The following is a 26,258-nucleotide window of genomic DNA, read 5'->3' as shown; positions in this document are numbered from 1 at the left end:
ACCAATCTGCGTCGTGCCCGCCGAATTATAGGCAAAACACTGACGTAAATGTGGCGACAAAAGGGCCAAAATGCAAGTGAGCGCTGTGTTTAAGCCGTTGTAAACACTGCGACTTGACAACAATAACAAGAAATGACCATCATTTTCCGCTTTTTCTCAACAATTCTCAAAACGTTTGGAATTTGAAGATATTTCTGATGCTTCAGTTTTTGCAGTCTAACCTTGATCACGCCAACGATTCACAATCGGATAACGACGATCCAGCCAGAATGCGCGTGGCGTAAGCCGAGTACCTGGCGCGGATTGGAAACGCTTGTATTCACTAATGTAAATCAGATGCTCAACCCTCTTGGCATCCGCTGCGTCAATCCCTGCCGAAACGCAATCAGCAACAGAACCGTCCTGATCCACTAAAATTTCAAGAATCGCATCTAGAACAGGATAATCTGGCAGGCTATCGCTGTCTTTTTGATCAGCCCGCAGTTCCGCACTGGGCGGCTTGTCTATAACCGAGTCTCTTATGACCTCACCGCTGGGTCCTTTCATCCAGTCGCGATGATTGTCGTTACGCCAGCGACAAGTTTTGAACACGCGGGTTTTGTACAAATCCTTGATAGGATTATAGCCACCGTTCATATCCCCGTAGATCGTGGCGTAACCCACCGCTACTTCTGACTTGTTGCCAGTTGTCAAAAGCATTTCACCAAACTTGTTTGAAATCGCCATTAGTAACAAACCGCGCAAACGAGATTGGATGTTCTCTTCAGTCAGATCCTCTTCGCAGCCTGAAAACAAAGACGCCAGAGTATTTGTGACCGCTGTGCGCCCCTCGGTAATAGGGACAAAATCATAATGCACCCCAAGCGCCTTGGCCACAGCCTCAGCATCTTCCAAAGAAGCTTGACTCGTAAATTCCGACGGCAACATGACGCAACGCACATTGTCCGCTCCGATGGCGTCGACTGCTATTGCAGCCACCAAGGCAGAGTCAACGCCGCCGGACAGGCCAAGCAACGCCCTTTTGAAACCCGTCTTGTCCATGTAATCGCGCAGAGATTGCACCATTGCTCGGTAATCTTGCTCCCATTCATCGGGTTGAGGCACAATTTCGGCAGGCACTATACGCCAGCCTGCATCTTGTCGGGCCAGGTCAATATGAGTAATCGCCTCGTCAAATACCGGCATCCTGAATGCTAGCTCACCTCCCGGGTTCAGCCCGAACGTGGCTCCGTCAAAGACCTGATCGTCTTGCCCGCCCACCATGTTGAGGTAGATTACCGGCAATCCGGTCTCGACCACACGCGCCACCATCTGGTTCAATCGAACGTCATACTTATTTCGGAAATAGGGTGAACCATTTGGAATCAACAAAAACTCCGCACCGGTTTCTTCCAATGTCTCCGAGACGTCTTCGTGCCAGCCATCTTCGCAAATCGGACTGCCGATCCGAGTATTGCCGACAGCATATGGTCCGCCCATCGGACCCGAATCGTACAGGCGAACCTCATCAAAAACAGTCTCATTTGGCAGGTGGTGTTTAAGAACCTTGCTGGCGATCCGGCCGCCTTTTAGGATCAGGTAAGCGTTGAACAGCTTATCTTCCTCGACCCACGGCGCACCAATCGCCATCGCCGGTCCGTCAGCACAATCTTGCGCCAGTTTTTCCACCGCATTCATTGCCGCCCTGTGGAACACTGGTTTCATCACCAAATCCTGAGTGTTGTACCCAGTAATGAACATTTCGGGCAGCGCCACCAAATCGGCGTTCGCCTCGTGCGCCTGCCGCCAGGCTTCGGCCGCCATGGCGGCGTTTCCATTAATATCCCCCACAGTGGGGTTAAGTTGCGCCAGGGTAATGCGAAAACGGTCGGCCATTCTTGCTCTCTTGCCCTCTTCTGTCACAAACGCATTTAGCAGATCACGCGGCAAGTGAAAGGCCAATGCGGCAAAAGCCGTTGCCCTGTCACTTGCTGTGTCCTAGTTTTGCGGCAACATACCTAAACGCCAGACACTCGGTAGGCAGGAAAAACCATGAACGTGATCCGTGCATTCATTGCTGTTGCAACCCTTGTTATTGCTGCTCAGTCAGCTAGCGCACAGCAAAGCGGTGAAGTCGTCATAGCCGATGACGAAGTCGGTGGAGTGTACGAAGGCACGTTCGAAAACGGTCTCCGTCATGGAACGGGCACGTATCGTCTGCCAGATGGTTTCGAGTATTCAGGCGAATGGGTCGAAGGTGAAATTCAAGGGCAAGGAAAAGCCCGATATGCCAACGGTTCGGTTTATGAAGGCGGCTTTGTAAAGGGCAAACCCGACGGCATTGGCAAAATTATCTTCAATGACGGCGGCACATATGAAGGTGAATGGTCTGGCGGCGCCATCAACGGAACCGGAGTGGCGCAGTACGCGAACGGGATGCGTTATGAAGGCGGCTTCAAGGACGCCCGCCATCATGGCAAAGGCGTTATCACGTCATCAACCGGATACAAGTACGACGGCGATTGGGTCGACGGTGTGAAGCAGGGCAAAGGCCAAATCGATTACGAAGGTGGCGGCACTTACACCGGCGATATCAATGCAGGAAAGCGTCACGGGCAGGGCATTCTGACTATGCCGGACGGTATGATTTACGATGGAACCTGGACCGAGGATCAGATCACAGGAACTGGACGGCTAACTCAGGCTAATGGGGACATCTACGAGGGCGAGCTTCTCAATGGGCGCCGTCATGGGAACGGGAAAGCAACATATGCCAACGGTGCAACATACCAGGGCCAATACTCGGATGATCGCCGCCACGGCAACGGGCGCTTTTTGGGAACTGACGGCTTCGATTACAACGGCGAATGGGCCGATGGTCAAATCGAAGGTTTTGGCGAACTGAAATATCCGGACGGCGCGGTGTACATCGGAGATTTCAGCGCCGACCTGCCTCATGGAAAGGGCGTTCAGACATATCCAGATGGCACCGTTTATGATGGCGACTGGATTGCCGGAGTTTTCGAAGGCACTGGTAAAGCGACTTATCCCAGCGGAGTTGTTTACTCTGGCCAGTTCAAAAACGGGCGAAACCACGGTTCTGGCGTTCTGACTTTCGCAGATGGGTACCGTTACGATGGCGAATGGGTCGATGGCGTTCGGCAGGGAAATGGTACAGCAACCTACTCAGACGGTACGGTTTATACCGGAGAATTCGTAAATGGACAGCGTCACGGTCAAGGCGAAATCACAATGTCTAACGGTTTCATATATACCGGAGAATGGAATGAGGGAAAAATTACCGGAAAAGGCAAAGCAACTTACTCTAACGGTGACGTCTACGAAGGCAATTTTATAGATGCAAAGCGCCAGGGAACCGGGACGATGCAATACGCAAACGGCCAGGTCGAGACAGGGGTATGGAATGACGGAGTGCTGGAAAACGGCACAGACGCTCAGGCCCCCTCTCCTTCAACCGACCCTGAACAAAGTCCAACCCCCGTCGAACAAGTTGAAGACGCGGAGACAAGTGACGGCTAGTGCCAGCGCTACCAAGGGATGGGTTTACCAGCCCAGTCAAAAAAACCGCCCGTTTCCGCAGCGGACAAATGATCAATCACCGCCAGCAAGTTTTGCGCTGCTTGTTCGGGCGTAACTGCCGGGTGGCGGGCAAGATACTTTTCAGTGAATGTTGTTTTTACAGTTCCGGGGTGCAGCGCAACACAGATTGCCTGTTTGTGTGACCGGGCAAGTTCAATGGCCGCGGTATGCACGATCTGGTTAACTGCGGCTTTGGCAGCCCGATAGCTGACCCAACCGCCCAAACGGTTGTCTCCGATGGATCCGACTCGAGCCGAAAGGACGCCGAATACCGCGCGACGATCACGGGTCAATAATCGGCCGGCCTGCTTCAAAACAAGCGCCGGGCCAACCGCATTTAGAACGAACTGGTCCATCATTGCCTGGGCCGAAAGCGAACGAATGGTTTTTTCGGGCGCAGCGCCATCAATCTCAAGCGCTCCGGTCGTGACAAAGATCAGGTCAAAATTGCCCTCCAATTGCGAAAGTTTTCTCTCTGCCGCCGCGGGGTCCATAAAGTCCAGATCATCGGACGATCGGGAAAGGCCGATTACCTTCGCGCCGCGCGCTTCTAGCTCATTGCGTAATGCTCCACCTATGCCGCCACTTGCGCCTATTATCAAAGCTTTTTCCATGACAGTACAGCTAGCGGTGTTTATCCAACGATCAACATGTACTGGCCAAATGGCTCATCCTTTGCCACACAAACAAAATTCCTGCTTTTCATTCCTTATTCGAACTGTATAACCTACGCACTATGATCAACCGTGCAGATATCCATTGTGCAAACGCCGCTTCAAGCGGCGTGTCTCTGCTCGGCCTACTGATCCTAATCCGCCTCTGAGCGTGCCATCCGGCGCGCCCGCTCAGAGGAGGACGGCAGCGCGCCATCGGATTTAGGACAGAACAGAAAGTGACCCCAATGACCAACGTGACCGACCAAGACCGCGTCTTGATCTTTGACACCACTTTGCGCGATGGCGAACAAAGCCCAGGTGCTACAATGACGCATGACGAAAAGCTCGAAATTGCCGAACTGCTGGACGAGATGGGCGTCGACATCATCGAAGCCGGTTTCCCAATTGCCTCGGAAGGTGATTTCAAAGCCGTTACAGAAATTGCACAGCGATCCAAAAACAGCCGCATTTGCGGCCTGGCACGAGCTAACTTTGCCGATATCGATCGATGCTGGGAAGCTGTGAAGCATGCAGAACAAAACCGCATCCACACCTTTATCGGAACATCTCCTCTCCATCGGGCTATTCCAAACCTGACACAGGACGAGATGGCAGAAAAGATCCACGAGACTGTTAGCCACGCTCGCAATCTTTGCGAAAACGTTCAGTGGTCTCCGATGGATGCAACGCGAACCGAATGGGATTACCTTTGCCGTGTCATCGAAATTGCGATCAAAGCTGGCGCAACTACGATCAATATTCCCGACACCGTGGGGTATACGGCACCTGTGGAATCCGCTGACCTGATCAAACGGCTGATCGAAACCGTCCCAGGTGCAGATGAAGTCATATTCGCGACCCACTGTCACAATGATCTCGGAATGGCGACCGCAAACTCGCTGGCTGCTGTTGCAGGCGGTGCCCGCCAGATCGAATGTACGATCAACGGGTTAGGCGAACGCGCAGGTAATACCGCTCTGGAAGAGGTCGTAATGGCCCTTCGTACGCGAAACGACATCATGCCTTGGCGAACCGGGATCGATACAACCAAGATCATGCACATTTCGCGTCGGGTAGCGACCGTTTCCGGATTTAACGTGCAGTTCAACAAGGCAATCGTCGGAAAGAATGCCTTTGCCCACGAAAGCGGGATCCATCAAGACGGGATGCTTAAGAACCGCGAAAACTTCGAAATCATGCGGCCAGAGGATGTCGGTTTGTCGGGCACATCGCTGCCGTTGGGCAAACACTCGGGCCGCGCGGCACTGCGCGAAAAGCTGAGCACTTTGGGATACGAGGTTGGCGACAACCAACTGAAAGACATCTTTGTAAGGTTCAAGGAGTTAGCTGACCGCAAGAAAGAAGTGTTTGACGACGACCTTATCGCATTGATGTCGCTGGACGATGACGACGGCAACGATCACTTGCAGTTAGTATCGATGAAGGTCACATGCGGAACGGTCGGCAAGGCCGAGGCAACCATCGAGATGGACGTAGACGGGCAAGAGGTCATAGCAACCGAAACTGGCGACGGTCCGGTGGACGCCGCTTTCCGGGCAATACGAAGGGTTCATCCAAACACCGCCCATCTGCAACTTTACCAAGTTCATGCAGTTACCGAAGGAACCGACGCTCAGGCCACAGTATCGGTTCGGCTGGAAGAGGACGGGATGATTGCAACCGGGCAGTCAGCCAATACCGACACTGTCGTGGCATCAGCCAAGGCTTACATTCACGCTTTGAACCGACTTATTGTCAGGAGGGAAAAGGCGGGGCCTGGCGCTGACGCGCGCGAAATCTCGTACAAGGATTTGTCATAAATACAAAAAGGGGCGGCCTGCCTGAGACCGCCCCTGTCTTCCCTTAGTCGCCGGGCTGATTTTGAGCAGCATGAAGCTAAACAGAGGCAAAGATTGTAACAAAAGCTCAGGATGAAAGCCGTCCAAACAAGCTGTCCAGTTCATTAGTGGTTTCGTTCAACCCAAATGGCGCATTGACCAGAAACATGCCCGATCCGATCATCCCATGATTTTTTCGGGCCACGGGAAAGCGAACTTCATGTTGCAGGACCTTGGGTAACCTCAACTTTCCTAAAGCTTCCCGCATCGCCCAGTGACGTTGGTTACCCAAGATTGGATACCACACTGCGATCACCCCAACGTTCCACTTACGGTGCAACGACGAGATGATTTTCGGTAGCCGATCATAGTCGGCCTTGATCTCGTAGCTTGGATCTATCAACAACACGCCTCGCCGCGGTGTAGGTGGCAGCAATGACTGAGCAAGCTCAAAACCGTCCTGGTGGTAAGTTTTTGCATTTGTTGCAGCCATTGCATCAGAAAGCGCACGGTATTCTTCCGGATGAAGCTCTGCCAGATGCAGACTATCTTGTGGGCGCAACAAACTTGCCGCTATCATCGGCGACCCCGGGTATGCGGTCTTGCCAAACCGGGATTTGACCAACGTTATCGCCCGGTTCAGCGGGTGATCGGCGTCGAACCACCCTTCTTGCATCACCCGCTCTATCCCCGCTACTGCCTCGCCTGTGCGAATTGCCTCAATCGAATCCAACTGATACAGCCCACGCCCTGAATGTGTCTCGACATAGGTTAATGGTTTGTCCTTTTGCGTAAGATAAGCCAGCGTTTGTGCCACAATCGCGTGCTTATGTACGTCTGCAAGGTTACCTGCGTGGTAAATGTGTTGATATGAGAGCATTTTGCCTTCTAAAGTCCCTACCATTAAGGCGGAAAGGTGCTGATTGTCGCGGAATCGGCCCTTTTACCGGACGAGTTGGCACCCTATAAGGCATCCGTCCCGGAACCGTCGAGTCGCGGGCAGTGGAAATTCTGACAAACGGGATCAGGGAATTATGGGCATCTTTGGCAATCTGGGCGGCCTGTTCACAGCGGACATGGCTATCGACCTCGGTACAGCGAACACGCTGGTTTATGTCAAGGGGCGCGGTGTGATCCTGTCTGAACCTTCCGTTGTTGCGTATCACGTAAAGGATGGCGTGAAAAAGGTTCTGGCGGTCGGTGAAGACGCCAAGCTTATGCTGGGAAGGACACCGGGCTCGATCGAGGCAATCCGCCCGATGCGCGAAGGCGTGATCGCAGACTTCGACACTGCTGAAGAGATGATCAAGCACTTCATTCGCAAGGTGCATAAACGCTCGACTTTTTCTAAACCAAAAATCATCGTCTGCGTCCCGCACGGTGCCACTCCGGTTGAAAAACGCGCCATCCGCCAATCTGTTTTATCCGCAGGCGCGCGTCGCGCGGGCCTGATCGCCGAGCCAATTGCGGCTGCGATTGGTGCAGGCATGCCCATTACAGATCCAACTGGCAACATGGTTGTCGACATTGGCGGCGGAACGACCGAAGTAGCCGTTCTTTCTTTGGGTGATATCGTCTACGCCCGTTCGGTGCGCGTTGGTGGCGACCGAATGGACGAGGCTATTATCTCGTACTTACGACGGCAACAGAACCTGTTGGTCGGCGAATCCACTGCCGAACGGATAAAGACCACAATCGGCACGGCCCGAATGCCGGATGACGGTCGCGGTCAGTCGATGCATATCAGGGGCCGCGACCTGTTGAACGGTGTGCCGAAGGAAATCGAAATCAGCCAAGCACAAGTTGCCGAAGCGTTATCAGAACCGGTCCAGCAGATTTGCGAAGCGGTAATGACCGCCCTGGAAACCACGCCGCCCGATCTGGCTGCGGATATTGTGGACCGCGGCGTAATGCTGACAGGTGGCGGGGCTTTGCTTGGCGATCTGGATTTGGCGCTTCGAGAACAGACTGGTCTGGCTGTATCGATCGCAGATGAAAGCCTGAATTGTGTAGCCTTGGGCACCGGTAAGGCCTTAGAATACGAAAAACAGCTGCGCCACGCGATTGACTACGAAAGCTAAGGCGCGCACCCTCTGATCCGAGGGTACATTTTCGGATGCGAGCAGCACGGGAAGGAGTCCTGTGGCAAAAGACCGATCACAGCGCGACGAATACACAACCCCTCTGCGCAGACTGCTGCTGGGGCTTTTAGTTTTGTGCCTGTTAGGTATCTTTGTTGTCTGGCGCATCGACAGCCCGCGAGTGGAGCGTTTCAGGGCGCAAGTGGTGGATACGGTGGTTCCGTCGATGGAATGGGCCATGGTCCCTGTTACCGCCGCTGTCAATCTGGCTCGGGACTTTCAAAGCTATCAACGCTTAAGTGAGCAAAACCAGGAACTGCGCAGCGAGCTGCGCCGAATGCGAGCCTGGAAAGAGGCGGCACTGCAGTTAGAGCAGGAAAACGCCCGCTTGTTGGACTTGAACAATGTGCGGCTGGATGCTCGGCTTACATACATCACGGGGGTTGTCATGGCTGACAGTGGCTCCCCTTTTCGGCAATCGGTTTTGTTGAACGTTGGTGAACGAGACGGAATACTGGATGGCTGGGCGACCATGGATGGTATTGGTGTGGTTGGGCGCATTTCGGGCGTGGGGGCGGACACGGCTAGGGTCATTTTGTTGACCGATGCCTCAAGCGCAATCCCTGCAACTATTCAGCCCTCGGGCCAGACAGCGTTGATTATTGGTGACAATACCGCAAGTCCTGCGGTGGAATTCCTGGAGAATCGCGAACTTGTTCGACCAGGTGATCGTGTCGTTACTTCGGGTGACGGCGGAGTGTTTCCAGGTGGTCTTTTGATCGGGCAAATAGCAATTGATCCGGGCGGCAGGTTGCGCGTCCGATTGTCTGCGGATTTCGAACGACTCGAATTTTTACGCGTGCTGCGCTTTCAACCCTCACCTGTAATCCGAGATCCAGGTGGGCTCGTCGGCCCGAAACAGCCCGAGGCAGCCTTGTCAACGCAGGAGGCAGGCGATGGATAATGCTGCCTCTAAACTCTGGCTAAAACGTTGCCTTTATGTCTTGCTTTCTTTTCTGGTCCTGTTTCTTCACCTGTTGCCATTGGATACAAAACCCGACCGCTGGCCTTTTCCCGACATTCTAATTGTTCTGACTTACGCGTGGTTACTGCGTCGACCTGAATATGTTCCCATGATCAGCATCGCCGCGATAATGTTGTTGGCGGACCTGTTGCTGCAACGCCCTCCAGGGTTAATGGCGGCATTGGTCGTTCTTGGTGCCGCGTACCTAAGGTCTGCTGCGCCCGGATTCCGCGATGCCGGTTTTGCAGCTGAATGGACTTCGGTTGCGGCGGTGATAACTGTGATTTTTGTCGCGAACGGCCTGATTTTGGGAATACTTTCCGTTCAACAGGCAGGTATGGGGTCAATCGCAATTCAGGCAATCGTGACGATATCGATCTACCCAGCAATTGTGCTGCTTAGCCAAGTGGCCTTCGGTGTAACGCGCGCATCCGTTACAGACAATACCACGGCCGGAGCACGCGCATGAAGCAACCTAAGCAAAAAGCACCTGGCCCAGCCTATAAACGTTTGCCCCGCAGGGCGCTGATATTGGGGGGAGTGCAGGCGGTCTTCATCGGCGGTCTGGCCGCGCGTATGCGGTTCATGCAGGTCGACCAAGCAGATGAATACCGGCTGCTGGCCGAGGAAAACCGGGTCAATATCAGGCTAATTCCACCGTCACGCGGTCGCATCTACGACAGAAACGGCCAAATCATTGGCCAGAACTCGCCATCGTACCGGATAGTGATCGTTCGTGAAGACGCGGGAGACATTAACCAAGTTATCGCGAAACTCTCTGAACTTATTCCGCTGACTCAAGATGAAATCGAACGTGCAAAATCAGAGATGCGTCGCTCGGCCCCGTTTCTGCCCGTAACATTGGCTGATCAGGTGACGTGGGAAGACATTTCGAAAGTCGCCGTTAACGCTCCTGCTCTGCCCGGCGTGACGCCTGAGGTCGGAATGACCCGCCAATACCCTCGTTATGAGGATTTTGCCCATGTGGTGGGGTATGTCGGCCCTGTAAGTGATTATGACCTGAGTCAGATCGAGGACCCAGAACCCGTGCTGCGTATTCCGCGGTTCCAAATCGGCAAGGTCGGCCTTGAGGCCAAACAGGAAATCAAGCTGCGGGGCAAGGCTGGCGCCAAGCGTGTTGAGGTTAACGCGACCGGTCGCGTCATGCGTGAACTGGATCGACAGGAAGGCGAAGCTGGCGCTGACCTTCAGTTGTCGGTCGATGCAGACCTGCAGCAATACGCGCAAGCCCGTTTAGCCGGTGAAAGCGCCGCTGCGGTTGTGATTGATTGTGAAAACGGTGACATCCGCGCCATTAGTTCGGCGCCAAGCTTCGATCCCAACCTCTTTGTCAGGGGTATATCGGTTGCCGATTACCGAGCCCTAACACAAGACAATTATCGCCCGCTGGCCAACAAAACAGTTCAAGGCACATACCCACCCGGCTCGACCTTCAAAATGATAACCGCAATGGCTGCGTTGGAGGCGGGTGTAATCAGTCCGTCCAGTACCGTTTATTGTCCAGGTCACCTAAAAGTCGGAAGCCGACGATTTCACTGCTGGAAACGCGGCGGCCATGGCACAGTCGATTTGGGGTTGTCTCTCAAACGTAGCTGCGACGTTTATTATTATGACGTTGCCTTGCGTGTCGGGATCGACAAAATTTCAGATATGGCACGCACATTCGGGCTGGGTGTAAAGCACGATATTCCAATGTCCGCCGTTGCCGCTGGATTGGCTCCAAACCAGGAATGGAAACAGCGTGTGCATGGCGAAGACTGGTTGGTCGGTGACACAGCCAACGCGTCGATCGGTCAGGGTTTCATGCTTGCTTCACCACTCCAATTGGCTGTTATGACGGCTCGGCTTGCTACGGGTCGCTCGGTGACACCACGGCTGGTGCGGTCAGCCAATGGAATTGAACAACCTTCGGGTGCCGGTGAACCATTAGCTGTGAACCGCAACAATCTTGAACAGGTTCGCAAGGCAATGTTCTCGGTCTCGAATGACCGCCGTGGCACCGCCTACCGTAGCCGCATCATTGCGGAAGACTTTCGCATGGCTGGAAAGACAGGCACCAGTCAGGTACGAAACATTACCAAGGCGGAGCGCGCAGCCGGCGTAATACGTAACGAAGACCTGCCTTGGGAACGCCGCGACCACGCTTTGTTCGTCAGCTTTGCGCCTTACGATAACCCGAAATATGCGGTGGCCGTTGTGGTAGAACACGGAGGAGGTGGATCCAAAGCAGCCGCGCCGGTCGCTCGCGATATTATGTTGCAGGCGCTTTACAACGGCACGCCCCCACTCGAAGCCTATCCATCGGCTGATCGCGAACGCATCAAAGAACAGCAAAAACTGTTGGAAGGCGATCGTCGTCCCAGAGCGCGTCCAGGTGAGAAGGACCGCGCATGAGCTATCTCGAATACGCAGTCAAATCCACACCATCTGGAGTTCGCAAGGTTCTGTATATGAACTGGCCACTTACCCTGTTGCTGGTAAGCGTGGCATGCGCTGGTTTTTTGATGCTATTCTCTGTGGCGGGCGGGTCATGGACACCGTGGGCCGAACCACAAATGGAAAGGTTCGGCCTGGGATTGGTGGTTATGTTTATCATAGCCGTCGTTCCTATCTGGTTTTGGCGCAACATGTCCGTAGTGGCCTATCTGAGTTCGATCGGGTTGCTGATACTTGTCGAATTGGTCGGCACCGTCGGAATGGGCGCCCAGCGGTGGATTGATTTGGGTTTCATGCGGTTGCAGCCTTCGGAACTGATGAAGGTGACACTTGTCATGCTGTTGGCTGCTTATTACGACTGGCTACCCGCGCACAAAACTTCAAAGCCACTTTGGGTCATTCTTCCGGTACTTTTGATCCTTATCCCAACCTTGATGGTTCTGCGGCAGCCTGACCTTGGCACGTCCATCCTGCTGTTGGCCGCGGGTGGTGGGCTAATGTTTCTGGCAGGGGTTCACTGGGCTTATTTCGCTGCTGTTATCGCTGCAGGCGTCGGATTGGTGACTACAGTATTCAAAAGCCGCGGAACAGATTGGCAATTATTAAAAGATTATCAGTTCCGCCGCATCGATACATTTTTGGATCCCTCTACCGATCCGTTGGGCGCGGGTTATCACATTACGCAATCCAAAATCGCTTTGGGATCCGGCGGCTGGAACGGGCGTGGGTTCATGCAGGGCACACAATCGCGCCTGAATTTCTTGCCTGAAAAACACACCGATTTCATTTTCACCACATTGGCCGAAGAGTTCGGTTTCGTCGGGGGTATCACCTTGCTGATACTTTACGGCCTGATTCTGGTGTTCTGCATGGTCACTGCGCTGTCGACGAAGGACCGGTTCTCGTCGCTGGTAACATTGGGTATTTCATTGAATTTCTTCCTGTTCTTTGCGGTCAATATGTCCATGGTCATGGGTTTGGCACCGGTTGTGGGTGTCCCACTACCAATGGTCAGTTATGGTGGCTCCGCCATGCTGGTCTTGATGGCGGCGTTTGGTATTGTCCAAAGCGCTCATATTCACCGTCCCCGTTAATTCGAAAGGTCCAGCATGACCGTGAACGTCCTGTTTTCCGCGCGTGCCGAACTGTGGCCCGAATACCGGCCACTTCTTTCCAAAGGTCTGTTGGACGCGGGCCTGGACTTCGATCTGGCGACAGAGATACCACCTGAAAAAGTCGACTACGTAGTCTACGCTCCCAACGGCGGCCTATCTGATTTCAGGCCCTTTGGCCGGTTAAAAGCAGTTCTCAGCTTATGGGCCGGGGTCGAAAGTATAACGGACAACGAAACGTTGAACGTACCGCTGGCTCGGATGGTGGATCATGGGCTGACCGAAGGTATGACTGAATGGGTCGTGGGACACGCGCTGCGATATCATCTTGGCATGGATAAGCACATTACGTCTCAAGATGGGATTTGGATACCCGAAGCACCGCCACTCGCGTCGCAGCGCCGTATTTTAATATTGGGTCTGGGCGCTTTGGGTGAGTCTGCAGCCCGCGCACTGGCCGCGCTAAACTTCAAGGTCACGGGTTGGAGCAGGACTCAGAAAAACATCCCGGGAATTAAATCTTTAAGCGGCACCAAGGACTTGAAACAAGCACTTTCACAGGCCGAAATAGTAGTCCTTTTGTTACCTGAAACTCCGGCAACTGAGAATATTCTGGACACCCAGTCGCTTGCTCTGTTGCCGCAAGGAGCCAAGATCATAAATCCAGGACGCGGCCCGCTAATCGATGACGACGCGTTACTGGCGGCCTTGAATAGCGGTCAGGTTGGCCACGCAACTCTCGACGTGTTCCGAACGGAACCTTTGCCGCCGGATCACCCCTATTGGAATCATCCAAACGTAACCGTTACGCCGCATATCGCATCAGAAACCCGGCCCGTAACCGCAGCGCAAGTCATCTGCGAGAATATTCGGCGTGGCGAACGTGGCGAGCCGTTTCTGCATCTTGTAGATCGCGACCTGGGTTATTGAGTACTCAAGCCGCGATCAATCCTCGCCCCTTTAACAGCGCTTCCACCCCTGGCAGGCGCCCGCGAAACTCAAGGTATAGCTCTTCCGCCTCTCGCGAACCACCAGTCGAAAGAATGCTATCCTCCAGTGCCTTGGCGCGTTCAGGATCAAAGGCACCGCCTGCTTCTTCAAATGCAGCGAAGGCGTCTGCATCCATGACCTCAGACCACATGTAGCTGTAATAACCCGAGCTATAGCCATCGCCGGCAAAGACATGCGCGAAATGCGGGGTCGCATGGCGCATACCGATCGCCGCTGGCATCCCTATTTCGTTCAAAAGCTCAGCCTGTTTCGCTATCGGATCGTCAGGCGCGTCCCCTTCATGAAAAGCCAGATCGACCAAAGCTGAGGCTACATATTCAACGGTCTGAAAACCTTGATCGAAATTGGCTGCTTTCAGCACCTTGCCCAGCATCTCGCGTGGCATCGGCTCGCCCGTATCAGCATGCGTCGCAAATTCCGCCAATACCTCGGGGACATCCAGCCAATGTTCGTAAAGCTGGCTGGGCAGTTCCACGAAATCACGCGCCACACTGGTGCCCGAGATGCTTTCGTAGGTCACATTCGACAACATTTGGTGCAGCGCATGACCAAATTCGTGAAACAATGTCCGCGCGTCGTCATAAGACAGCAACGCCGGATCACCTTTGGCAAAGTTGCAAACATTGATGACGATTGGCGCCTGTTCCACCGGAAATTTCGCCTGACTACGCATCGCGCTGCACCACGCACCAGATCGTTTTGAGCCGCGCGCGAAGTAATCCCCTATAAACACCGCAATATGACGACCTTCCCTTGTCACCTCCCAAGCGCGGCAGTCGGGGTGGTAAAGCGGCACATCCAATGGTTGGAATTCCAAACCGAACAGGCGGTTGGCACAGTCAAACGCAGCCTCGATCATTCGGTTCAACTGCAAATACGGCTTGAGCGAAGCTTCATCCAAGTCATGTTCAGCCTTGCGCCGCTTTTCAGCGTAGTAGCGCCAATCCCAAGCCTCCAGCGGGCCATTAACGCCATCGTCCTGCATCATCGCGGTCAGGGTTTCAGCATCTGCATCCGCCCGCATTTTGGCTGGTTCCCAGACCTGCATCAAAAGATCACGCACACGATCCGGCGTCCGTGCCATCTCGGTTTCCAGCTTATATTCAGCAAAGCTGTCGTAACCCAATAGCTTTGCCCTTTCCTGCCGCAAGCCCAATATCTCGGCCGCTATCTCTCGGTTGTCGGTTTCACCGCCATTTGCACCGCGGGAAACCCATGCGCGATAGGCTTTTTCACGGAGGTCACGCCGTGGCGAAAACTGCAGAAATGGCACGATCAAAGAACGCGAAAGGGTCACAACAGGACCGTCAGAACCCTTTTCTTGCCCTGCCGAACGTGCGGAACTTACGACGAAGTCTGGTAAGCCCAATAAATCGTGCTCACTCAACTCCATGTACCAATCCCGCTCATCCGCCAGCAGATTTTGCGTAAAGGATGTTCCCAACAAGGCCAGTCGGGCCTTTATTTCTTGCATCCGGGTGTCTTGCTCTCCTTGCAGTGCTGCCCCTGCGCGCACGAAACCACGGTAGGTCAGAAAAAGAACGCGTTTCTGTTCGTCGGTCAGATCCAGTTCCTCACGACGGTTCCATATGTCTGCTACCCGCCGAAACAACGTTTTGTTCGACGAAATACCCGAATAATGCTCGGAAAGTTTAGGAGAGAACTCGCGTTGCAATTCTTCGCGCCTTGGATTGCTATCCGCTCCCGCGACCGAGTAGAAAACCGACAGGACCTTATCCATCTGTTCGCCTGCCGCTTCCAACGCTTCAATCGTGTTTACAAAATTCGGAGTTTCCGTCGCCGAAGCAATTGCATCAATTTGGGCGTTGTGAACCCCCATGGCTTGCTCAAGCGCAGGCGCAAAATCTTCGTCAGAGATTTCAGAAAATGGCGCGATCTTGAACGGAGTGTTCCACTCAGTAAGAATTGGGTTGGTCATGCAGGTCTCCTTTGACCGTATACCTAGGAGCGCCCGGAATAATGATCCAGAGCCGGCCCGGAAATAGATTATTGGTCATTTATCGCAGCAAATCGGGCAATCTGCTCTTCGCGTCAATGCGATCTTTCGGCTTTCACCATAAAGCGCGTCATAGATCAGCATCTCACCGCGTAGTGCTTGCCCGGCACCCGTGACCACCTTAATCGCTTCCACCGCCATCATGGACCCCACTACACCCGGCAAGGGGCCAATGACACCAGCCTCGGCGCAGGACGGTGCTAGCCCTGCTGCCGGAGCTTCTGGGAATATACATTGATAGCAGGGGCCGGTCGTAGCAGGGTCAAATACACTCAGTTGCCCTTCCCACTGCGACAATGCCCCCGAAATTAAGGGCTTGCCCAGTCTGACCGCAGTTCGATTAGACAAATACCGCGTTTCGAAATTATCGGTGCCGTCAAGGACAAGGTCAAAATCCGAAAACAGGTCCTCAGCAATCTCTTCGGTCAACCGCCGATGATATGGCAGAACATCGACGTTAGGATTTTGCGCTAACATCGCTTGTTGTGCAGAAAATACTTTTGGCATTCCAATATCGGCGTCGCGATGTATCACCTGTCTTTGAAGGTTGGCGTTCTCAACAACATCGTCATCAATTACGCCGATTGTACCAACACCTGCTGCGGCAAGGTATTGCAACGCGGGTGCGCCCAGTCCGCCGGCACCGATCACCAGAACGCGTGACTGTTTCAAGCGTTTCTGACCCGGGCCTCCCAATTCACGCAGGACGATGTGGCGGGCATAGCGGTCCAATTCAGTTTCACTGAACTTGTCCGACGGCGCGGTGATTTGTTGCGTAGAAACTGGAACGGCGCGGTTTCGAAGCACCTTCAATACCTTTCCGTACATCAGGATCAGAACTGCAAATCCGACCAGAATGAACCACATCGCGGCAGAGCCACCGGTAGCCTCGCGCAGCGGGTGCTGGTCAGGTAATGACAGTTGGGCAATGATCACTCCCAAGAGCAGTGCTGAAACGGATACAACTCGGGCCGTCCGCGACACACCGGCAAAGTGACCAATGCCCCACAAACCCGCAGCCAAAGCCAGGACAAGCAGCATCAGCCGCGCCCAGTCGAGCCAAATCCGCCCGCCCCACGCGCTGTTTCGCCCAAGTTCTCTGCGATCTCAAAAACAGCCTGCACTACAGGCGCCACTATGAGTTGGGCAATGCGATCTCCGTGATTTATTTCGAACCTTTCCTGCCCTGCATTCAAAACGATGACACCCAGCGGCCCGCGATAATCACTGTCGATGGTGCCCGGAGTGTTTGGCAAAGTGATCCCATGCTTCAGAGCGAGACCTGATCGTGGACGAACCTGCACTTCAAATCCCGTTGGTATCTCGATCCTTAGACCTGTTGGCACCAATGCGCGGTTTCCGGGTTGCAAAACGATAGTGCCTCGATCAGGTATATTGGCCCGTACATCCGCACCAGCCGCGCCTGCAGATTCATAGCAGGGCAAGGCCACGGACCTATCAGCCCAATCCTCATGGATCACATGAATTGCGACCATCTGCGTCCCTTTCGTTTCAACATCTGGCTCCGCAATTCACTCCGACAATGCATCGGCAATTTTTTGAGCCAACCGATTTGCCACCAAATCTTTACTCATGCGCGGCCATTCCTCAGTTCCTTGATCCGTGATCAGGGTCACCGCGTTTTCGGACCCGCCCATAATGCCGGTCGTTGGGCTGACATCATTGGCAACGATCCAGTCACAGCCCTTTCGTTCACGTTTAGCTGAGGCATGTTCAACCACGTTATCTGTTTCCGCGGCAAACCCAACAACGAGAGAGGGGCGGTTCTTCTCCAAATGAGATACGCGTTTCAGGATGTCGGGGTTCTCAGAAAACTCCAATGTCGGCAAGCCGTCGCGACTCTTCTTCAGCTTTCGGTCTGAAACTCCGGCGACCCGCCAGTCGGCAACCGCCGCCGTAAAAACTCCTGCGTCCACCGGCAAAGCGTTATTTACGGCATCCGACATCTGCTGTGCAGTCTCGACGGGAACAACCTGAACTCCCTCCGGAGGTTGAACATCTGCCGGACCGGTAACAAAAATTACCTCGGCCCCCATTGCAGATAGGGCGCGGGCAATCGCGGTTCCCTGCGCCCCAGAAGATCGATTGGCGATATAGCGCACTGGGTCAATCGGCTCATGCGTTGGACCGGATGTGACTAGAATCCGCTTACCTTTCAAAGGGCCTGCGGTCAGTTCCGCCTCGATCGCTGCAACGATTTCCAAGGGTTCCGACATCCGCCCCGGCCCAAATTCCCCGCAAGCCATATCGCCTTCGTTGGGCCCGACGAATCGCACCCCGTCTTCCCGCAACTGTTTAAGATTGCGTTGCGTAGCCGGATGATTCCACATTCGTACGTTCATGGCTGGGGCGCACAGAACACGTGTGTCGGTCGCCATCAAGAGAGTCGAAGCCAGATCATTCGCCAGCCCGGATGCCATTTTTCCCATCAAGTCGGCCGTTGTGGGCGCGACTACGATCAAATCTGCGGATCTTGAAAGCTGGATGTGACCCATCTCGGCCTCATCCGTGAGGTCGAACAGGTCGCGATAGGTTTTTTCACCGGACAAAGCTGAAACCGACAAAGGTGTAACAAATTCCTCTGCGGCGTGGGTCAGAACCGGTATCACGCCTGCACCGCGTTCTTTCAACCGACGGATTAAATCCAGCGATTTATAAGCCGCGATTCCGCCGCCTATAATCAGCAGAATACGTTTGGATGCCAGCATGATCAGCCCTTCCCGTACCGGACGGCCCTGACATTAGGCAACGCTCGACCAGAGTTCCAGCAGTTAATTCTGTGCTTCAAATGCTTTGCAGGGGTCCTCTCGATCGACTGCCGGGCTGTCAATTACGGCGTCGAACTCTCCGTCTACAACGCCATCCTCGGACTGACCCAACACGAAGACTTTCAAGCCGGGGCGCAGACGGGTCAGAAAGGTTGGAATTCCACGATCCTTCCGTGCGTGGCCGTTACCCGTAATAACTGCAACAGGACCGCCGGTTTCTTCTGTGGCGCGTAAGATCGATCGCGTCAAAACAGCATCACGAAGACGTTGGATCGCAACCATCTGGGGTAAATCCTCAGCAGGAATAGCGTCGCAATGTGCAGCCAATTGATCAGCCTCGCGGGCTGCTTGGTCTTCCGGCGCTAACGGCACCGTCAACCCGTAACGCGCCGCGTCTGCACCCAAAGCCGTGGCCGCGCCCCGTTCCATCGCAGCTCTGGCTGCTGCGCGCGGCACCATAGCACCATAAACCGGAGCATTAGATGCCTGAAAAATTGGATAATACATGCTTAACGGGGGCCAACCTGACTCGGCCCATCTCAGCATTCGAGACAGTTCCTCGGGATTGGTTGCGGCCTTTTGAGCAAGCCGCTGAGCACCCTCTTCTGTTACCATCTCCCAAACAACAGCAGTCGGAGACAGGGACTTAATGGCCTCGGTTTGCACCAGATGATGCCGAGGGTTGTCGTGAATTTCCCCAAGAATCACAACATCGGCAGATTGCATTTCCGCAATCAGTTCAGCAGTTAAAAGTTCCTGCGAATGGCCTTGCCGAACCATTACACTGGTAACCGTGCAAATGCACGCGAGAATCGCAATCAGTCTCATGCGAAGAAGTGTTGCACCTCACGTGATTGCGCTTCAAGGTTCTTGCGCATTTTCACAAATGCCGCCGCCTCAAGCTGGCGGACGCGCTCTTTTGAAAGACCCAGTTCATGGCCAAGACTTTCCAAGGTGCGGGCTGGTTCGCGCAGTTTCCGTTCACGCACGATGAAACGTTCCCGTTCGTTCAAAGCTTGCATCGCGGCAACCAACCACGTGCGCAATTGCTCGGTGTCGTGACTGTGCTCGACCGTGTCGGCCGCCTGTTCGCTGTCGTCTTCCAGCGCATCAATCCATTCTCTCCCTTCGTCATCCACCGACTGAACAGCGTTCAGGGAAAAATCCGATCCGGAAAGACGCCCTTCCATCATTTCAACGTCCCGCAAGGGCACTCCAATTTCGGCAGCTATCAATTGATGAAGCTGATGCCGATCCAACTTCTGGCCCTCGGTTGCGGCTTCGCGCTCCAAACGTGCCTGAACCCGGCGCATATTGAAAAACAGCGATTTTTGCGCTGAAGTAGACCCAGTGCGCACCATTGACCAGTTTCGCATAACGTAGTCCTGAATGCTGGCCTTGATCCACCAAACTGCATAAGTGGAAAATCGAACTCCGCGATCAGGGTCAAACTTGTCGGCGGCCTTCATCAGGCCCAAACCAGCCTCTTGGATCAGGTCATTCATTGGTGCGCCGTAACGTTTGAACTTTGCCGCCATTGAAATTGCCAATCGCATATAAGCAGTGATCAATCGATGAAGGGCTTGTTCGTCCCGATTGTCCCGCCAAGCGTAAGCCAACTTCAGTTCCGTCTCTGCGTCCAGCAACTCGGCCTTCATCGCCTGTCGGGACATCGAAAAATCTTTTGCGTTGTCCAGTGCCATGCAACTCTCCCATTTTTGTCGGCGCTGGCCGGGCTTGCCTTGCCGACCTGTGGTCGATACGCAGGGCAGCACCAGGTGGATCACCAGAAAGGTAATTATAGTGCGTCCTGATTTAACCTTTGTCCTGGGTGGCGCTGCATCGGGAAAATCCTCATTTGCCGAACAACTTGTTGTCATGTCAGGAAAAAAACGCGTTTACCTTGCTACATCACAAGTGTTTGATGAAGAGATGCGCCTAAAAATTAAGCAACATATTGCGCAACGCGGGGAAGGATGGTCCACGATTGAAGTGCCCTTCGACCTGATCTCAAAAATTCGCGACATGGACAGTAACCAGATTGGACTAGTCGATTGCGCGACGATGTGGCTGACAAACCACCTGCTTGCTGGAAGCGATCTTGAAATGGAACAGACAGCGCTTTTGGATGCTTTACGCAATTGCCCAGCAGAACTTGTAATAGTGTCCAATGAGGTTGGGCACGGCATCGTTCCGGAAAACTCGCTTGCCCGGCAGTTTCGCGAAATGCAGGGACGTTTGAATATCGCACTGGCGGCACAAGCTGATCTAGTGGTGCAGGTCACCGCAGGCTTGCCGGTTGTACTAAAAGGTCAATTACCATGACACGTTTGCACCTTGTCCGCCATGGCCCGACTCACGCCAAAGCCATGGTCGGTTGGTCGGACATACCCGCTGACCTAAGCGATCTCGTCGCCATTGACAGGCTGCACTCGCACTTGCCCTCGGATGCGGTGGTCATCTCGTCCGACCTGTCACGTGCCGCCGATACTGCGTCTGCTATTCAAGGCCAACGGTTCCGTTTGCCCCATGACCGTGACCTGCGCGAAATAAATTTTGGGGCCTGGGAAATGCGCTCTTTCGCCGAGATCGAGGCCGATGATCCAGAATTGGCCTTTGCCTATTGGGACGCCCCAGGTGATGTCCGCCCCCCACATGGCGAAAGCTGGAACGAAGTCTGTACCAGAGTGGATGCTGTAATTGACAACCTGATCGACCAGCACGTGGGTCGTGACTTGATTGTAGTTGCGCATTTTGGGGTCATTCTGACTCAGGTCCAGCGCGCCCTAAACGTTAATGCTAAGGAAGCGTTTTCGCATCGGATCGATAATCTTTCCGTTACCGAAATTACACGATCCACCAATAGTTGGACCGTTGGTCGGATCAATCACTGTCCGTGATCAATTAACGCACAATTCTCTGATTTACTGCTGGCCCTACGTTCGCCATCGTCAGTACATGACTTACGAACTCTTTATCGGTGACCGCCTGTTTTCCAGTTGGTCCTTTCGTGGTTGGCTAATGCTGAAAAAGTTCGGTTTGCCGTATCGAACCCACATGGTCGGCTTGTATTCCGGCTCGATGGCTGAGGACATGGCACAAGTTTCACCGGCCCGCCTTGTTCCGGCCCTACGTCTGCCAGACGGTATTGTTGTTGGTGAAAGCCTTGCGATCGCAGAGACGCTGGCTGAACGTCACCCTGAAGCAAATCTTTGGCCGCAAAACGCCACGGCCCGCGCGACAGCCCGCTGGTTGTGTTCCGAAATGGTAGCTGGTTTCGCTGCGCTGCGTTCTGAATGTCCGATGCAATTGTTACATTGTTGGGGAGGGTTTGCGCCAACGGCCGAAACTCTGACAGACCTGAAGCGCATTGAGTTGCTATGGCAGCATGCTCGGTCGGTCTCCGGGGCGAAGCAGGGACCTCTGTTTGAAACCTACTCTCTAGCTGACGTGTTTTACACACCTGTGGCGGCACGGGTCATCGGGTATGATCTGCCAGTTTCTGAACAAAATCGTGAATATTGCCTGCAATTGCTGGCAGATATATCGGTTCGACAGTGGCGCGCGATGGGAATGACGGTAAAGTACGATCCTTTTCCGTATAATCAGAACCTCCCTTCGGCACCTTGGCCGATTGGAGAAACTTCGAGCGCCATGCCTGCAACTGATGGGCCATCAATCAATTCCGCTTGCCCGTATTCAGGACAACCCGTCACGCATTTTCTAAAGCTGAACGGACGAATCTGGGGCTTTTGCAATGCGTTTTGTAGGGACAAGACGCTCTCCGATCCTCAAGCATGGCCGAAATTTGAAAAGATGGTGAGTTCTGTTAACCATTCTTAAACCGCACCCATGCCAGTAACCCTCTGTTAACCACAATCAGGTTCGAAGCGGAGGAAACATGGTAGCTCGCGCCCATACAGTCGCGTTCCAAGGTGTCGATGCCCGGCCAGTTGAAGTGCAATGCGCCGTCTCGCCGGGCCTGCCTGCATTTTCGATTGTCGGCCTGCCTGACAAAGCCGTCTCGGAGGCTCGTGAAAGAGTGCGCAGTGCCCTTAGTTCGATGGCCATTGCGCTTCCTTCCAAGCGGATCACCATAAACCTTTCTCCTGCCGACCTCCCCAAAGAGGGCAGCCATTTCGATCTACCGATCGCAGTCGCATTGTTGTCAGCCCTCGAAATCATCCCGTCTGACGCAGCAGAAAGTGCCGTTGCGCTTGGTGAACTTTCATTGGATGGGTCATTGGCACCCGTTGTCGGCGCCCTACCCGCCGCCATGACTGCGGCCACTGAAAATCGCATTCTGGTCTGTCCACGCGCCTCGAGCGCCGAGGCGGCCTGGGTCGAAGCCACACAAGTGATTGGAGCAGGTTCGCTTGGTGATGTTGTGCGCCATTTCTCTGGGCAGTCTCCTCTGGAGGTCGCCCAGCCAGGAGAGGTCAGGCTAGCGCAGGGCGAGCGCGATCTGCGAGACGTGAGAGGACAGGAGCGAGCCAAGCGAGCGTTGGAAATTGCTGCGGCGGGACGGCACCACTTGATCATGACCGGAACACCGGGTTCAGGAAAATCTATGTTGGCCGCGCGTCTTCCGGGTATCTTACCCCCACTATCACCCGCCGAAGCCCTCGAAACCTCGATGATACACTCGTTGTGCGGGCTGCTCGATGAAGGCGGTATCAGTCGCGCGCGACCGTTTCGGGAGCCTCATCATACCGCCTCGATGGCGGCCATTGTCGGCGGCGGCAAGGGAGCCAAACCCGGCGAGATTTCTCTGGCTCATAATGGTGTTCTGTTCATGGACGAATTTCCAGAGTTTCCGCGCACCGTGTTGGAAACGCTGCGCCAGCCGATCGAAACAGGTGAAGTCATGGTCGCACGGGCAAATGCTCATGTGAAATACCCATGCCGATTCATGCTGGTCGCGGCTGCCAATCCCTGCAAATGCGGATATTTGACTGATCCGTCCCGCGCGTGTTCCCGGGCGCCAGCCTGCGGTGAAGACTATCTTGCCCGAATATCTGGTCCGCTGATGGACCGGTTCGACCTGCGGATCGAGGTTCCGCCTGTTAGCTTCACCGATCTGGACCTGCCACCGTCAGGCGAAAGTTCTGCAGTGGTGGCTAAACGCGTTGAAAAAGCCCGCGTTATTCAGGCTGATCGGTTTAGGGACATCCCTACCGCGCGACAAAACGCGGACGCCGAGGGTAAATTACTTGAAGAAGTCGCGGTATTAGAAAACGAGGGTAAAGAATTACTGATACAGGCAGCAAACCGTTTCGGCCTCTCCGCTCGAGCGTTTCACCGAATAATGCGGGTCGCGCGCACTATCGCGGATCTCGAGGGCACCATCGACATCCAGCGGCACCACGTGGCCGAGGCGCTGAGCTTTCGCATCAGCGCCCAGATTGCAGTTTAGAGTTTAGCCTCGATTGCATCCCAGATCTTCCCCGCAACATTTACGCCATCGAACCGCTCCAGTTCCTGAATGCCAGTTGGCGACGTCACATTTATCTCGGTCAGATAGTCTCCGATCACGTCGATACCGACGAAAATCTGACCCTTTTCCTTCAACAGAGGGCCAATTGCAGCGCAAATCTCCAAATCTCTTTCCGAAAGGCTAATTTTTTCAGGCCGTCCTCCAACATGCATGTTGGACCTGGTTTCCCCTTCGGCCGGAACACGATTGATCGCACCGACAGGTTCACCGTCAACTAAAATGACACGCTTGTCGCCGTTACTGACATCAGGCAGGAATTTCTGAACAATTAAAGGTTCTCGCGAAAAGCCCGTGAAAAGTTCGTGCAGCGAAGTCAGGTTTCGATCGTTTGCATCCAAACGGAAAACCCCTGCGCCCCCATTCCCATAAAGAGGCTTCAGAATCACATCGCCATGCTTTTCCTTAAACGCTTTGATGGTGCGCAGATCCCGCGCAATCGTTGTCGGCGGCGTCAGTTCGGGGAAATCCAGCACCAAGAGTTTTTCCGGGTAGTTTCTAACCCAAAATGGGTCGTTAACGACCAAAACCTTATCCCGAAGCCTGTCCAGTAAATGCGTCGAGGTTATGTAGTGCATGTCGAACGGAGGGTCCTGACGCAACCAAACCACATCAAATTCGCCAAGATCGACTTCGTGTTCCGGGCCCAAAATTGCGGGGTCGCCAGCAACCCGCTGAATTGTCATTTCTTGGGCACGCGCCGTAACTCGCCCTTCCTGATAGGCCAACTGATCCGGGCCGTAGAAAAACAATTCATGGCCGCGGGCCTGTGCTTCCTCCGCCAGCCGGAATGAACTGTCTGCATCAATGTCCACGGCCCCAATCGGGTCCATTTGAAAGGCGATTTTCATGGCGAGTCCTCTGTCTTAACGCCAGATACATGGCCCACTGTGGCCGGGGGTTCAATGGCGATCAGCCGTGTCCGAAGGCGTTTTCAATAATTTGAACCGCACCAGACGCATCGACTAGGGCTGCATCAAACCTGACATTCGTAAGCTGCCCATCGGGTTCATGCTCCAGAAACTGCGCAGCTGCGGAAACAATGCGCTGAATCTGTCGCGTGTTTATTCTTGCGGCAGCGGCTTCGAAACTACTGCTTTTCTTGACTTCGATGAACACCAGCCCTTCGGTGTCGCGCGCAATCAGGTCGATTTCACCCGCTGCGCCACGCCAACGGCGATGCGCAATGGTAAAGCCTCGGCGTTCATAGTCAGTTGCAACGGCCTGTTCAGCGGCGCGTCCAGCAAGATTTGAAACCGAGCCCCGAACTGACCTATTAACCATTTCGTTCCTTTCCCAATTTCAAGGCTTTCTGATAAATCGGGCGGCGCGGTACGTCATACATCTTGGAAACAAGGTCAGCTGCATCCCGGACTGAGTGGGTTTCGAGGGCCTTTGCAAGAGCTTCATCTACTTCCGATTCGTTAACAGATTGCGAATGGCCGCGATCCACCAACAGAACAATTTCCCCTTTGACAGATTTGCCCGTGTATTCTGCGGTTAGGTCGCCCAAGGTGGCTCGCCTCACTTCTTCAAATTTCTTAGTCAATTCTCGACAAATGGCGGCTTTACGATTCTCTCCAAGAACGTGGGAAAGATCCGAAAGACAGGCTGCCAGGCGTTTGGGAGATTCATAAAAAATTAGTGTACCCGGTATTTCGCGCAATGCCTCAATTTTAGTTTTTCTGGCACCCGAGGAATTTGGCAGGAAGCCGGCAAAAAAGAACGCGTCCGTTGGCAGCCCGGCCAGGGTAAGGGCCATCATCGCGGCCGACGGTCCGGGGGCACAAGTGACCAAATGACCTTCTTCCGCCGCCTGTCGTCCAAGATCGTAACCGGGATCGGCGATTAATGGCATTCCGGCTTCTGAGGCATAAGCGACAGACATTCCCTGTTCCAGCGCATCCATGATGCGGTTTCGTGCGCCAACACCGCTGTGATCATGGTAAGCCTGAATGCGCCGACCAGCCAAAGGGACGCCGTGGATCTCCATCAGCTTGCGTAGGCTGCGTGTGTCCTCAGCCGCTATCATGTCTGCCGAAGCCAGCACATCCAACGCCCTGAGTGTGATATCCCGCGCAGTCCCTATCGGAGTAGCGACAAAATACAGGCCGGCGCCCAATCTGATCTTTTGAAAATTCAAAGCTGGACCCTCACAGCATGACGTTTATTATCGCGGCTCAATATAATGGCTGCATCC

General features: G+C 54.1%; 24 protein-coding genes. 12 read left to right on the top strand and 12 right to left on the bottom strand.

Translation table 11 applies throughout. The annotated features are described in order from the left end of the window. Window positions 1-216: 216 nt before the first annotated feature. The gene (locus GOV45_RS05235; protein WP_170475126.1) at window positions 217-1,875 is read right to left on the bottom strand and encodes an NAD+ synthase; all 1,659 of its coding nucleotides are present in this window, start codon (window positions 1,873-1,875) and stop codon (window positions 217-219) included. Between the two features lie 156 nt (window positions 1,876-2,031). Between GOV45_RS05235 and GOV45_RS05230 the strand changes: the two genes are divergently transcribed. Further along, the gene (locus GOV45_RS05230; protein WP_170475123.1) at window positions 2,032-3,519 is read left to right on the top strand and encodes an MORN repeat-containing protein; all 1,488 of its coding nucleotides are present in this window, start codon (window positions 2,032-2,034) and stop codon (window positions 3,517-3,519) included. Window positions 3,520-3,527: 8 nt separating this feature from the next. Here GOV45_RS05230 and GOV45_RS05225 read toward each other — a convergent pair whose 3' ends face one another. Continuing rightward, window positions 3,528-4,193, bottom strand: a complete 666-nt coding sequence (locus tag GOV45_RS05225; protein WP_170475120.1) for an SDR family NAD(P)-dependent oxidoreductase — start codon at window positions 4,191-4,193, stop codon at window positions 3,528-3,530. A 287-nt stretch (window positions 4,194-4,480) separates the two neighbouring features. Between GOV45_RS05225 and GOV45_RS05220 the strand changes: the two genes are divergently transcribed. Next, entirely contained in the window at window positions 4,481-6,055 is a 1,575-nt protein-coding gene (locus GOV45_RS05220) for a 2-isopropylmalate synthase (protein WP_170475117.1), read from the top strand. 106 nt (window positions 6,056-6,161) lie between these two features. On the opposite strand, the gene GOV45_RS05215 is transcribed toward GOV45_RS05220, so the two are convergent. Beyond that, the gene (locus GOV45_RS05215; protein ID WP_170475114.1) at window positions 6,162-6,953 is read right to left on the bottom strand and encodes a 23S rRNA (adenine(2030)-N(6))-methyltransferase RlmJ; all 792 of its coding nucleotides are present in this window, start codon (window positions 6,951-6,953) and stop codon (window positions 6,162-6,164) included. A gap of 154 nt (window positions 6,954-7,107) precedes the next feature. Between GOV45_RS05215 and GOV45_RS05210 the strand changes: the two genes are divergently transcribed. The 6 genes from GOV45_RS05210 to GOV45_RS05185 all read left to right on the top strand — a co-directional run bounded on the left by GOV45_RS05210 (window position 7,108) and on the right by GOV45_RS05185 (window position 13,677). Further along, window positions 7,108-8,154: a rod shape-determining protein gene (locus GOV45_RS05210; RefSeq protein WP_039523195.1), complete on the top strand. Its 1,047-nt coding sequence runs from the start codon at window positions 7,108-7,110 to the stop codon at window positions 8,152-8,154. 61 nt (window positions 8,155-8,215) lie between these two features. Next, window positions 8,216-9,118, top strand: coding sequence for a rod shape-determining protein MreC (mreC, locus tag GOV45_RS05205; RefSeq protein ID WP_170475111.1), 903 nt, complete (start codon window positions 8,216-8,218; stop codon window positions 9,116-9,118). Beyond that, a complete protein-coding gene (locus tag GOV45_RS05200) occupies window positions 9,111-9,647 on the top strand; it encodes a rod shape-determining protein MreD (RefSeq protein WP_170475108.1) in 537 nt (178 codons plus the stop codon). The genes mreC and GOV45_RS05200 overlap by 8 nt, the downstream gene beginning before the upstream one ends. Beyond that, complete coding sequence (gene mrdA / locus GOV45_RS05195; RefSeq protein WP_170475105.1) at window positions 9,644-11,593, top strand: penicillin-binding protein 2; 1,950 nt, start codon at window positions 9,644-9,646, stop codon at window positions 11,591-11,593. The genes GOV45_RS05200 and mrdA overlap by 4 nt, the downstream gene beginning before the upstream one ends. Next, on the top strand, window positions 11,590-12,729 hold the full coding sequence (gene rodA, locus GOV45_RS05190) for a rod shape-determining protein RodA (RefSeq protein WP_170475102.1): 1,140 nt from the start codon (window positions 11,590-11,592) through the stop codon (window positions 12,727-12,729). The genes mrdA and rodA overlap by 4 nt, the downstream gene beginning before the upstream one ends. Before the next feature lie 15 nt (window positions 12,730-12,744). Then, window positions 12,745-13,677 carry a 2-hydroxyacid dehydrogenase gene (locus tag GOV45_RS05185; RefSeq protein ID WP_170475099.1) on the top strand — a complete coding sequence of 311 codons (933 nt, stop codon included), beginning with the start codon at window positions 12,745-12,747 and terminating at the stop codon, window positions 13,675-13,677. A gap of 4 nt (window positions 13,678-13,681) precedes the next feature. Here the strand turns inward: GOV45_RS05185 and GOV45_RS05180 are convergent, their stop codons facing one another. From GOV45_RS05180 to GOV45_RS05155, 6 genes are all read right to left on the bottom strand, one after another. Next, window positions 13,682-15,697 (bottom strand): M3 family metallopeptidase, encoded by a 2,016-nt coding sequence (locus GOV45_RS05180; RefSeq protein WP_170475096.1) that lies wholly within the window; start codon window positions 15,695-15,697, stop codon window positions 13,682-13,684. 75 nt (window positions 15,698-15,772) lie between these two features. Next, window positions 15,773-16,816 (bottom strand): HesA/MoeB/ThiF family protein, encoded by a 1,044-nt coding sequence (locus tag GOV45_RS05175; protein WP_170475093.1) that lies wholly within the window; start codon window positions 16,814-16,816, stop codon window positions 15,773-15,775. After that, entirely contained in the window at window positions 16,816-17,271 is a 456-nt protein-coding gene (gene dut / locus GOV45_RS05170) for a dUTP diphosphatase (protein ID WP_170475090.1), read from the bottom strand. The genes GOV45_RS05175 and dut overlap by 1 nt, the downstream gene beginning before the upstream one ends. A 36-nt stretch (window positions 17,272-17,307) precedes the next feature. After that, window positions 17,308-18,504 (bottom strand): bifunctional phosphopantothenoylcysteine decarboxylase/phosphopantothenate--cysteine ligase CoaBC, encoded by a 1,197-nt coding sequence (coaBC, locus tag GOV45_RS05165; protein WP_174823576.1) that lies wholly within the window; start codon window positions 18,502-18,504, stop codon window positions 17,308-17,310. 63 nt (window positions 18,505-18,567) lie between these two features. After that, the gene (locus GOV45_RS05160; RefSeq protein WP_437436511.1) at window positions 18,568-19,344 is read right to left on the bottom strand and encodes a ChaN family lipoprotein; all 777 of its coding nucleotides are present in this window, start codon (window positions 19,342-19,344) and stop codon (window positions 18,568-18,570) included. 44 nt (window positions 19,345-19,388) lie between these two features. Beyond that, the gene (locus GOV45_RS05155) at window positions 19,389-20,267 is read right to left on the bottom strand and encodes an RNA polymerase factor sigma-32 (RefSeq protein ID WP_170475084.1); all 879 of its coding nucleotides are present in this window, start codon (window positions 20,265-20,267) and stop codon (window positions 19,389-19,391) included. A 49-nt stretch (window positions 20,268-20,316) separates the two neighbouring features. On the opposite strand from GOV45_RS05155, the gene cobU reads away from it, so the two are divergent. The 4 genes from cobU to GOV45_RS05135 are packed head-to-tail and all read left to right on the top strand — an operon-like array spanning window position 20,317 to window position 23,980. Next, a complete protein-coding gene (cobU, locus tag GOV45_RS05150) occupies window positions 20,317-20,889 on the top strand; it encodes a bifunctional adenosylcobinamide kinase/adenosylcobinamide-phosphate guanylyltransferase (protein ID WP_367648656.1) in 573 nt (190 codons plus the stop codon). Continuing rightward, window positions 20,886-21,464, top strand: a complete 579-nt coding sequence (locus GOV45_RS05145; protein WP_170475078.1) for a histidine phosphatase family protein — start codon at window positions 20,886-20,888, stop codon at window positions 21,462-21,464. Before cobU ends, GOV45_RS05145 begins: the two co-directional genes overlap by 4 nt. A 58-nt stretch (window positions 21,465-21,522) precedes the next feature. Then, window positions 21,523-22,407 (top strand): glutathione S-transferase, encoded by an 885-nt coding sequence (locus GOV45_RS05140; RefSeq protein WP_170475075.1) that lies wholly within the window; start codon window positions 21,523-21,525, stop codon window positions 22,405-22,407. 58 nt (window positions 22,408-22,465) lie between these two features. After that, window positions 22,466-23,980, top strand: coding sequence for a YifB family Mg chelatase-like AAA ATPase (locus GOV45_RS05135; protein WP_170475072.1), 1,515 nt, complete (start codon window positions 22,466-22,468; stop codon window positions 23,978-23,980). Here GOV45_RS05135 and gshB read toward each other — a convergent pair. The 3 genes from gshB to rsmI all read right to left on the bottom strand — a co-directional run bounded on the left by gshB (window position 23,977) and on the right by rsmI (window position 26,201). After that, window positions 23,977-24,909: a glutathione synthase gene (gene gshB, locus GOV45_RS05130; RefSeq protein WP_170475069.1), complete on the bottom strand. Its 933-nt coding sequence runs from the start codon at window positions 24,907-24,909 to the stop codon at window positions 23,977-23,979. The genes GOV45_RS05135 and gshB overlap by 4 nt on opposite strands. A gap of 61 nt (window positions 24,910-24,970) precedes the next feature. Further along, window positions 24,971-25,342 carry a YraN family protein gene (locus GOV45_RS05125; protein ID WP_170475067.1) on the bottom strand — a complete coding sequence of 124 codons (372 nt, stop codon included), beginning with the start codon at window positions 25,340-25,342 and terminating at the stop codon, window positions 24,971-24,973. Then, window positions 25,335-26,201, bottom strand: coding sequence for a 16S rRNA (cytidine(1402)-2'-O)-methyltransferase (rsmI, locus tag GOV45_RS05120; RefSeq protein ID WP_170475064.1), 867 nt, complete (start codon window positions 26,199-26,201; stop codon window positions 25,335-25,337). The genes GOV45_RS05125 and rsmI overlap by 8 nt, the downstream gene beginning before the upstream one ends. Window positions 26,202-26,258 lie beyond the last annotated feature (57 nt).

It is taken from the genome of Ruegeria arenilitoris, from assembly GCF_013035425.1.
GTDB classification, from domain to species: domain Bacteria; phylum Pseudomonadota; class Alphaproteobacteria; order Rhodobacterales; family Rhodobacteraceae; genus Ruegeria; species Ruegeria arenilitoris_A.
This window is presented reverse-complemented; position numbering and strand designations above follow the sequence as displayed.

Bases quoted from the DNA above. Each gene is read 5' to 3' on its own strand.
- GOV45_RS05210 (WP_039523195.1), top strand. From the start codon at position 7,108: ATGGGCATCTTTGGCAATCTGGGCGGCCTGTTCACAGCGGACATGGCT.
- GOV45_RS05140 (WP_170475075.1), top strand. From the start codon at position 21,523: ATGACTTACGAACTCTTTATCGGTGACCGCCTGTTTTCCAGTTGGTCC.
- GOV45_RS05145 (WP_170475078.1), top strand. From the start codon at position 20,886: ATGACACGTTTGCACCTTGTCCGCCATGGCCCGACTCACGCCAAAGCC.
- GOV45_RS05225 (WP_170475120.1), bottom strand. From the start codon at position 4,193: ATGGAAAAAGCTTTGATAATAGGCGCAAGTGGCGGCATAGGTGGAGCA.
- GOV45_RS05200 (WP_170475108.1), top strand. From the start codon at position 9,111: ATGGATAATGCTGCCTCTAAACTCTGGCTAAAACGTTGCCTTTATGTC.
- mrdA (WP_170475105.1), top strand. From the start codon at position 9,644: ATGAAGCAACCTAAGCAAAAAGCACCTGGCCCAGCCTATAAACGTTTG.
- GOV45_RS05220 (WP_170475117.1), top strand. From the start codon at position 4,481: ATGACCAACGTGACCGACCAAGACCGCGTCTTGATCTTTGACACCACT.
- GOV45_RS05135 (WP_170475072.1), top strand. From the start codon at position 22,466: ATGGTAGCTCGCGCCCATACAGTCGCGTTCCAAGGTGTCGATGCCCGG.
- GOV45_RS05160 (WP_437436511.1), bottom strand. From the start codon at position 19,344: ATGGTTCGGCAAGGCCATTCGCAGGAACTTTTAACTGCTGAACTGATT.
- GOV45_RS05215 (WP_170475114.1), bottom strand. From the start codon at position 6,953: ATGCTCTCATATCAACACATTTACCACGCAGGTAACCTTGCAGACGTA.
- GOV45_RS05230 (WP_170475123.1), top strand. From the start codon at position 2,032: ATGAACGTGATCCGTGCATTCATTGCTGTTGCAACCCTTGTTATTGCT.
- GOV45_RS05175 (WP_170475093.1), bottom strand. From the start codon at position 16,816: ATGCTGCTTGTCCTGGCTTTGGCTGCGGGTTTGTGGGGCATTGGTCAC.
- GOV45_RS05180 (WP_170475096.1), bottom strand. From the start codon at position 15,697: ATGACCAACCCAATTCTTACTGAGTGGAACACTCCGTTCAAGATCGCG.
- GOV45_RS05235 (WP_170475126.1), bottom strand. From the start codon at position 1,875: ATGGCCGACCGTTTTCGCATTACCCTGGCGCAACTTAACCCCACTGTG.
- GOV45_RS05125 (WP_170475067.1), bottom strand. From the start codon at position 25,342: ATGGTTAATAGGTCAGTTCGGGGCTCGGTTTCAAATCTTGCTGGACGC.
- GOV45_RS05185 (WP_170475099.1), top strand. From the start codon at position 12,745: ATGACCGTGAACGTCCTGTTTTCCGCGCGTGCCGAACTGTGGCCCGAA.
- GOV45_RS05155 (WP_170475084.1), bottom strand. From the start codon at position 20,267: ATGGCACTGGACAACGCAAAAGATTTTTCGATGTCCCGACAGGCGATG.
- coaBC (WP_174823576.1), bottom strand. From the start codon at position 18,504: ATGCTGGCATCCAAACGTATTCTGCTGATTATAGGCGGCGGAATCGCG.
- gshB (WP_170475069.1), bottom strand. From the start codon at position 24,909: ATGAAAATCGCCTTTCAAATGGACCCGATTGGGGCCGTGGACATTGAT.
- dut (WP_170475090.1), bottom strand. From the start codon at position 17,271: ATGGTCGCAATTCATGTGATCCATGAGGATTGGGCTGATAGGTCCGTG.
- rodA (WP_170475102.1), top strand. From the start codon at position 11,590: ATGAGCTATCTCGAATACGCAGTCAAATCCACACCATCTGGAGTTCGC.